This window comes from Pseudomonas sp. PDM25 (assembly GCF_019219045.1).
Lineage (GTDB): Bacteria > Pseudomonadota > Gammaproteobacteria > Pseudomonadales > Pseudomonadaceae > Aquipseudomonas.
Window position 1 is genome coordinate 1 of record NZ_JAHUWL010000054.1, and the last position, 845, is coordinate 845.

1 protein-coding gene is annotated in these 845 nt (G+C 57.6%); it reads right to left on the reverse strand.

Going from position 1 to position 845, the window contains the following annotated elements:
* The coding region (locus KW848_RS31265) for a dermonecrotic toxin domain-containing protein (protein WP_375154768.1) at positions 1 to 800 on the reverse strand (800 nt) is incomplete at its 3' end.
* Positions 801 to 845: the final 45 nt, after the last annotated feature.

Consider the following 845-nt stretch of genomic DNA (forward strand, 5'->3'; position numbering starts at 1 on the left):
TGAAAACGGATATCGCTTGTATGCTCGCGGACCTGGCGCAGCACCCCGTAGGCGTTGGAACTGATGTCGTCTTTCAGCAGGGCGATCAGCGAGGCCAGTTCGAACGCCGCCTTTTCACTGGCGGCGCCATCCCGTTCCAGGGTTTGCCTTTTCTGCGCATCGGCCGGCAGCAGCCGGGCTTGCAGATGCGCTTGATACTGCCCGCCGAGGTCCAGCCGACGACACAGCGCGGCGATTTTACTCACCGTCATCGACGGTATCAGCGACGGTTCCCCCCTGAAGTTGCTGCGATAGACCCCGGAGCCGGTCCGGAAATAATCGGCGGCGGTTTCCGGCTCCTCGAAATTATGCAGCGCCGCGTCCAGGAGGCTGGACTCGCGCAGATGGCTGGCGCCGCGATCGATACCGAAGATGATCCGGTCCGGCACATACAGCTTAACGGTCAGTTGGCTGACGTCCTCATGGCTGTTGAAGTTCGAACTCATCGACAACGACAGCAAGGGTTTGGCAAACGCCCTGATGTCCTGTTGCAGGTCTTGCAACGGTGCATCCACCAACCGCTGCAACAACCAGCGTTTGTCGATCAGTTCCTTGAGGTATTGCCGATCGATTGCGGAAGCCTTGAGGTACCAGCCCGGTGTCGGGACCGAGGTGCTGGCGAGCAACGACATCCTGACCGGCGGGGTCGCTGTGATGGCGGGAGGAAGTGCCTGAACGATACGTTCATAATGAACACCGTTGTTGTTCGCCGGTAAAACTGGCGAACTTGAAACATCGCTTACATCCTGTAACTCATCCATAAACTGACAATCCAAAACAACTTGATAAGCCCTCAGCTTAAATCC